Here is a 6,078-nt window from a genome sequence, read left to right as displayed (position 1 = left end):
ATGAGTAGCCTTCCGAGTGGAGCTGTATGGCGTATTCGATGTTGGATCGGCCGTGTGAAAACGGCGTGCTGAACATCTTCAAGCCGTTCCGCTCAAGGATGTTGTCCGGCAGGCAGTTTTCCCCCAGCGAGAGCCAGTTCGCGGGACCTAAAGGCTGAGTTTCTGTCATTTCAGATTGCCGGCATCTCTCGGTGTCCCCTGCAGAAACCACTGCTCGTCGCAACCACCTCCGGATCGGAGATCGCGATCATGCTGCTGGCGAAGCCGGCGAGCGCATCCTCGCGGCCTTCGAGTTCGCGGCCGAAGGTGGCGAGCTGAACGTTCTTCTGGCGCAGCGTGCCATAGGAGAACAGCCAGATACCCGCAGCGGCTTCGCTCATGTCCGTCCTGTCCTTCCGGTTGGGGATTGCGCCGATCAGCCCGGCTCGTCCGGGAACAGCTCCGCCAGCACCTCCTGCACCAGGGGGCGCGTGACGCGGCGGCCTCGCTCCAGGGCGACGCGGTCGAGACGGTCGACCACCTGCCGCGCGGCCGCAAAGGAGCGCTCCATCCTGAGCGCCAGTGCCTCGATGACGGCGGTATCGACCACGAGCTGGCGGTCGATGAAGAGCTTGACCAGAAGCGCGCGCAGCAATCCGTCATCGGGCGCCGAGATCGTCGCGCCCGGCGCAAGCCTGAGCCGCGAGAGGAGATCCCGCACGCGCAAACCCCAGAGATCGGGCTCCTGCCGCGCCGTCAGCAGCAGATGGCCGCCGCGCGCCTTCATCGCGTTCATCAGGTGGAACAGTGCGGCCTCGTCCAGCGGACCGGCGTCGCAATCCTCGACGACCAGGGCGCCGCCCGAGACCAGATGCGGAACCTCCGCCTCGGTCAGTTCCGTCCCCCGGATTGTCCAGGCATGGGCAGCCCGCGCCCAGATGGCCGCGAGATGGGTCTTGCCGGCGCCCTCGGGCCCGGTGAGGCGCAGCCAGGCGTCGGGCCATTGCGGCCAGCGCTCGACGAGCCCGTAGGCCGCCTCGTTCGAGGGGCCGACGAGGAAATCCTCGACCCCATGGCGGCTGTCGACGGGCAGGTCGAAGGCGAGCTGGCGCGGGCGTGGCGGAACATCTGACATGGCGTGTTTCAGAGCTCGACGTCGGCGCCCGTCTTCGTCCGGGCTGCACGCTTGGCACCGACGCCGTGATAGAGATTGCTGGCGAGATATTGCCGCAGAGCAAAGCGGCAGAGCACGCCGATGACGGCCGCGAGCGGCACGGCCAGCAGCAGCCCGACGAAGCCGAACAGCGAGCCGAAGGCGAGCAGCGCGAACATCAGCCAGACCGGGTGCACGCCGATGGAGTCACCGACGAATTTCGGCTGGAAGATGTTCCCTTCGAGAAACTGACCGGCGAGGAAGACGCCGAGCGCCGCGAGCGGCCAGGTCCAGTCCGGCCAGAACTGCACGATGGCGACGCCCACCGAGAGCACGAGGCCGGTCAGCGAGCCGACATAGGGGATGAAGGACAGGAAACCCGAGATGATTCCGATGAGCGCGCCGAAATTGACGCCGATGATGCTCAGGCCGATGGCATAGAAGGTGCCGAGCAGCAGGCAGACCAGCGCCTGCCCGCGCAGGAAGCCGGCGATGGCGAGGTCCATCTCGTGCAGCAGGCCGCGGATGGTGTCGCGATGGTCGAGCGGCAGCCAGCTGTCGACGGTCGCGACCATCCGGTCCCAGTCGACGAGCAGGTAGAAGGCGATGACCGGGGTCAGCACGAGCAGCGAAAAGACGCCGACGATGGCGGTGCCGCCGCTCCAGAGCGACTGCAGCAGGCCACCCACCCATTTGGTCGCCTCGCCGACGAGGTTGCCGAGCGAGTTCTGCGCTTCCTGCTGCAGGTTGCCGGCGCCCAGGCGTTCGAGCCACGGGAAGCCCTTCTCCATCGCGAGCGCCTGCAGCTTCGCAGCATCGGAAGGCAGCCGGTCGACCAGCCCGGCGAGCTGCCGCCCCAGCAGCGGTGCCAGCAGCACCAGAGCCAGCACGAAGATGACGAGGAAGATGACGAGGATGACGATCGTCGCGGTCAGCCGTTTCATGCCCATCCGCTCCAGCCGGTCGGCCAGCGGATCGAGCAGATAGGCGAGCGCCAGCGCCGCGATGAAGGGCAGCAGGATGTCGCGCAGCAGCACGAGCACGAGGACGAAGACCAGGAGCGAACCCAGCCAAAAGCCGATCTGGCGCTGCAACGTCATCGATCAGCCTCTTTCGCGTATCCGGCCGGCGAACGGAACAAATGTGCTCGGAAGCCCGAAGTTCCAGTCCGCCACCGCGGGTGAAGCCTCCTCAGCCCGCCATGTGGCGAAGCCAGAAGGCGAGATAGGCCGCCATGGAGGCGAGCGTCAACAGAGCGACGACGAACTCCGCCGCCACGGCCACCGAGCCGAGTTCGACGCCGAAGGCACGCGAGCCGAGCGCCAGCGCGGCGAAAGCGATCTGCGCTGCAGTATTGAGCTTGCTGATGACAAAGGGCGCGATCGTCACGGGGCGATCCATCAGCCAGGAGAGGATCACCGCCGCCACGATCATCAGATCCCGCGCCACGACCAGGATGACGATCCAGGTCGGCACAACACCGACGACCGCCAGCGCGATATAGATCGAAACGATCAACGCCTTGTCGGCGACCGGGTCGAGCCAGGCACCCAGCTCGCTTGCCATGCCGCAGCGCTTGGCGAGGAAGCCGTCGATGGCGTCGGAGACCCCCGCCACCACGAAGAGGATGAAGGCGGCGTCCCAGCGCGCATTGACGATCATGACGATCACCAGCGGCACGAGAAACAGCCGGCCGACCGTGATCAGATTGGGGATCGTCATCAAAAACGCCCGAGCGGATCTCGACAGGAAGCGACGCTAAGGTGGCCGGCGGTGGATCGGCAAGAGCGAAAACGCCGATACGCCTTGCAACGCGCCGCGCGCTTGCCTATCGCTCCCGCAAGCACGCAAGGAAGGCGAAACGCAATGAGCAAGCCCGGCGCAAACGGACTGACCTATGCGCAGGCGGGTGTCGACATCGACGCCGGCAACGCCATGGTCGACGAGATCAAGCCGCTGGTCCGCGCGACCCGCCGGCCGGGTGCCGACGCGGAGATCGGCGGCTTCGGCGGACTGTTCGACCTCAAGGCTGCCGGCTTCAGCGACCCGATCCTGGTCGCGGCCAATGACGGCGTCGGCACCAAGGTGAAGATCGCGATCGAGAGCGGACTGCATTCGACGATCGGCATCGACCTCGTCGCGATGTGCGTCAACGACCTGATCGTCCAGGGCGCCGAGCCGCTGCTCTTCCTCGACTACTACGCCACCGGCAAGCTCGATCCGAAGGTCGGCGTCGAGATCGTGCGTGGCATCGCCGATGGCTGCCGCCAGGCCGGCTGTGCGCTGATCGGCGGCGAAACCGCCGAGATGCCCGGCATGTATGCCGAGAAGGACTACGACCTAGCCGGCTTCGCGGTCGGCGCGGCCGAGCGCGGCACCCTGCTTCCGCGCGAGGATCTGAAGCCGGGCGACGTGGTGTTCGGCCTGCCCTCTTCCGGCGTACACTCCAACGGCTATTCGCTGGTGCGCCGCATCGTCGAGGTCAGCGGCCTCGGCTGGGGCGCGCCCGCCCCCTTCGCTCCCGGCAAGAGCCTGGCCGAAGCATTGCTGGAGCCGACGCGGATCTATGTGAAGCCGCTCCTGCAGGCTCTCAAGGCGACCGACGGCATCAAGGCGCTGGCCCACATCACCGGCGGCGGCTTCCCCGACAACATCCCGCGCGTGCTGCCCGAAGGGCTCGGCGTCGCGCTCGATCTGCCGGCCATCCCCGTCCCGCCCGTGTTCGGCTGGCTCGCCAAGGTCGGCGGCGTCGCCGAGCGTGAGATGCTCCGCACCTTCAACTGCGGCATCGGCATGATCGTCGCCGCCCAGGCCGACAAGGCCGGCGAGGTCTTCGCGGCCCTGAAGGCGGCCGGCGAGGCTCCGGTGAAGCTCGGCGAGATCGTGCCGGTGGCGGCCGGCGAGGAACAGGTCGGCTATCGCGGCAAGCTCGCGCTGTGAGCATGCCGGACACCCACAAGCGCGTCGGGGTGCTGATCTCCGGGCGCGGCTCGAACATGGTCTCACTGGCGGAGGCGGCGCAGGCACCGGGCTATCCCGCCGAGATCGCGCTCGTCATCTCCAACATCCCCGATGTCGCCGGGCTCGACCGGGCCCGCAGCTTCGGCATCGCCACAGCGACCATCGACCACCGCCCCTTCGGCAGGGATCGAGAAGCGTTCGAGCGCGCAGTCGACGAGCTGCTGCGCGTCAACCAGATCGACCTGGTGGTGCTCGCCGGCTTCATGCGCATCCTGACGCCGTGGTTCGTGAAGCGCTGGGAAGGGCGGATGATCAACATCCACCCGTCGCTGCTGCCGCTGTTCAAGGGGACGCATACCCATCGGCAGGCGCTTGAGGCCGGAGCCAGCGAACATGGCTGCTCGGTGCACTTCGTCGTGCCCGAACTCGATGCGGGACCTGTGATCCTGCAGGCGAAAGTGCCGGTCCTGCCCGGCGACGACGAGGAGACGCTCTCGCAACGCGTCCTCGTCGAGGAGCACAAGCTCTACCCCGCGGCGCTGGCGGATGTCGCCTCAGGCCGCGCGAGGCTCGCGGGCGACGTCGTCATCCGGGCCTGACCAGCCTCCGAACTCTCCTCCAGCCGCTGTGCACAGGGCTGGCCTGGCGCGTCGGCGCCCTCGCGCTTGCAGCGCTCCCACTCTTCGCGGGCGCTCTGCTCCTCCTTCTGCCAGCGACGGAAGAGATCGGCCCGGCGAGCAGGATAACGCTCATCGAGTGCGACAAGCCCGGTCATGCGGTCGGTGCGGAAATGGCGGAAGGCCTGCCTAAGCTCGCACCAGGCGATGACGATCCGCACGCGCTCGTAGAACGTCATGCCGATCGGCCAGATCATGCGCTGCGTCGCCTGCCCGCTCTCGTCGCTGTAGTGGATCGAGAGCTTGCGGCCGTTGCGAATGGCGGCGCGCACAGCGGCGACATCGACCTGATCGGCAGGCACATCGCCGGGGTAGGACGCGGCAAACAGCGCGCCGTCGAGCAGGATCGGCCGCAGGTGCGGCGGCAGCACGGCAGCGACCTTGCTGACCACATCCTCGGCGGCACGCGCCAGAACGGGGTCAGCACGCTCGCTGAGCCAGCGCATGCCGACGAGAACGGCTTCGATCTCGTCGGGAGAGAGCATCAGCGGCGGCAGGTCGAACCCGGCATCGAGCACGTAGCCGATGCCCGCTTCGCCGCGCACCGGCACGCCCTGACGCACCAGGGCGCCGATGTCGCGGTAAACCGTGCGCACGGAGACATCTAGCTCTGAGGCCAGCGTCTCTGCCGTCACGGGGCGCCTGCGGCGACGCAGGCTTTGAATCATATCGAGCAATCGTTCGGCGCGCTGCACGGCGTCGTCTCCCCACTCGTCTCCCGATCCAGCGCCCCCGCCGTTCGATCGACAACGATCGAACGGCGGCGAACTGGAGCTGCGGCAGAATGGCTCAGCCGCGCTGACAGCTTCTGTCAGGAGTCTGTCAGCAGAAAGGCGACCGTGGAGAGAGACGCGCGCGCCGTTTGCCCGGCGCGCCGATCAGCTCAGAACGGCCGCTTCAGCTTGCACTGGTCGATGAAACGAAGGCCCTTTTCGCGGGCCGAGTCGTTGAAATAGCCGGTGTCCCGGAACGCCTGGATCTCGTCCTTGGTCATGGCGCTGACCGTGCCCTTGGCGTAGCAGCTGCACGGAGTGTGCACGGCCTCGCGCGTCGTCCCCAGGAGCTGGGACTGGGTGACCAGGCAGGCATCGAAAGCACGCAGCTGGATCATGTAGGGCGTGAGGTTCTTCGCCGTCGGATCCGGCGGCGGCAGCGCCGTGGAGCTGCTTGCGGCGTAGGCCGAGAAGCTCGCCAGGATCGACAATCCACCGGCCAGCACGACCGCACCCATCCGCCGCATCATCATGATATCGTCTGCCCTTCAAGGAACGGGGCGCAGCGAGATCACCAGGCTGCGCCCACGCCCCG

Annotated in this window: 8 protein-coding genes and 1 pseudogene; 2 read left to right on the top strand and 7 right to left on the bottom strand. The window is 67.3% G+C overall.

The annotated features are described in order from the left end of the window. The 5 genes from ACIPIA_RS08865 to ACIPIA_RS08845 all read right to left on the bottom strand — a co-directional run. A partial coding sequence (locus tag ACIPIA_RS08865; RefSeq protein ID WP_400508653.1) for a DUF1796 family putative cysteine peptidase occupies nt 1–169 on the bottom strand: 169 nt, incomplete at its 3' end. Nucleotide 170: 1 nt separating this feature from the next. Then, entirely contained in the window at nt 171–380 is a 210-nt protein-coding gene (locus tag ACIPIA_RS08860; RefSeq protein ID WP_400508651.1) for a hypothetical protein, read from the bottom strand. Nucleotides 381–415: 35 nt separating this feature from the next. Beyond that, a complete protein-coding gene (locus ACIPIA_RS08855; protein ID WP_400508649.1) occupies nt 416–1,114 on the bottom strand; it encodes an HdaA/DnaA family protein in 699 nt (232 codons plus the stop codon). An 8-nt stretch (nt 1,115–1,122) separates the two neighbouring features. Continuing rightward, nucleotides 1,123–2,232, bottom strand: a complete 1,110-nt coding sequence (locus tag ACIPIA_RS08850) for an AI-2E family transporter (protein WP_400508647.1) — start codon at nt 2,230–2,232, stop codon at nt 1,123–1,125. A gap of 91 nt (nt 2,233–2,323) precedes the next feature. Continuing rightward, complete coding sequence (locus ACIPIA_RS08845; RefSeq protein ID WP_400508645.1) at nt 2,324–2,854, bottom strand: CDP-alcohol phosphatidyltransferase family protein; 531 nt, start codon at nt 2,852–2,854, stop codon at nt 2,324–2,326. A 144-nt stretch (nt 2,855–2,998) separates the two neighbouring features. On the opposite strand from ACIPIA_RS08845, the gene purM reads away from it, so the two are divergent. Next, on the top strand, nt 2,999–4,072 hold the full coding sequence (purM, locus tag ACIPIA_RS08840) for a phosphoribosylformylglycinamidine cyclo-ligase (protein ID WP_400508643.1): 1,074 nt from the start codon (nt 2,999–3,001) through the stop codon (nt 4,070–4,072). Nucleotides 4,073–4,074: 2 nt separating this feature from the next. Then, nucleotides 4,075–4,692 (top strand): phosphoribosylglycinamide formyltransferase, encoded by a 618-nt coding sequence (gene purN / locus ACIPIA_RS08835; RefSeq protein WP_400508641.1) that lies wholly within the window; start codon nt 4,075–4,077, stop codon nt 4,690–4,692. 104 nt (nt 4,693–4,796) lie between these two features. Here the strand turns inward: purN and ACIPIA_RS08830 are convergent. Together ACIPIA_RS08830 and ACIPIA_RS08825 are read right to left on the bottom strand one after the other, a co-directional pair. After that, nucleotides 4,797–5,465: pseudogene (locus ACIPIA_RS08830) on the bottom strand (helix-turn-helix transcriptional regulator); the annotation flags it as partial. A 188-nt stretch (nt 5,466–5,653) separates the two neighbouring features. Then, on the bottom strand, nt 5,654–6,016 hold the full coding sequence (locus ACIPIA_RS08825; protein WP_400508640.1) for a hypothetical protein: 363 nt from the start codon (nt 6,014–6,016) through the stop codon (nt 5,654–5,656). Nucleotides 6,017–6,078 lie beyond the last annotated feature (62 nt).

Source organism: Allobosea sp. CER48 (genome assembly GCF_044752385.1).
Lineage (GTDB): Bacteria > Pseudomonadota > Alphaproteobacteria > Rhizobiales > Beijerinckiaceae > Allobosea.
This window is presented reverse-complemented; position numbering and strand designations above follow the sequence as displayed.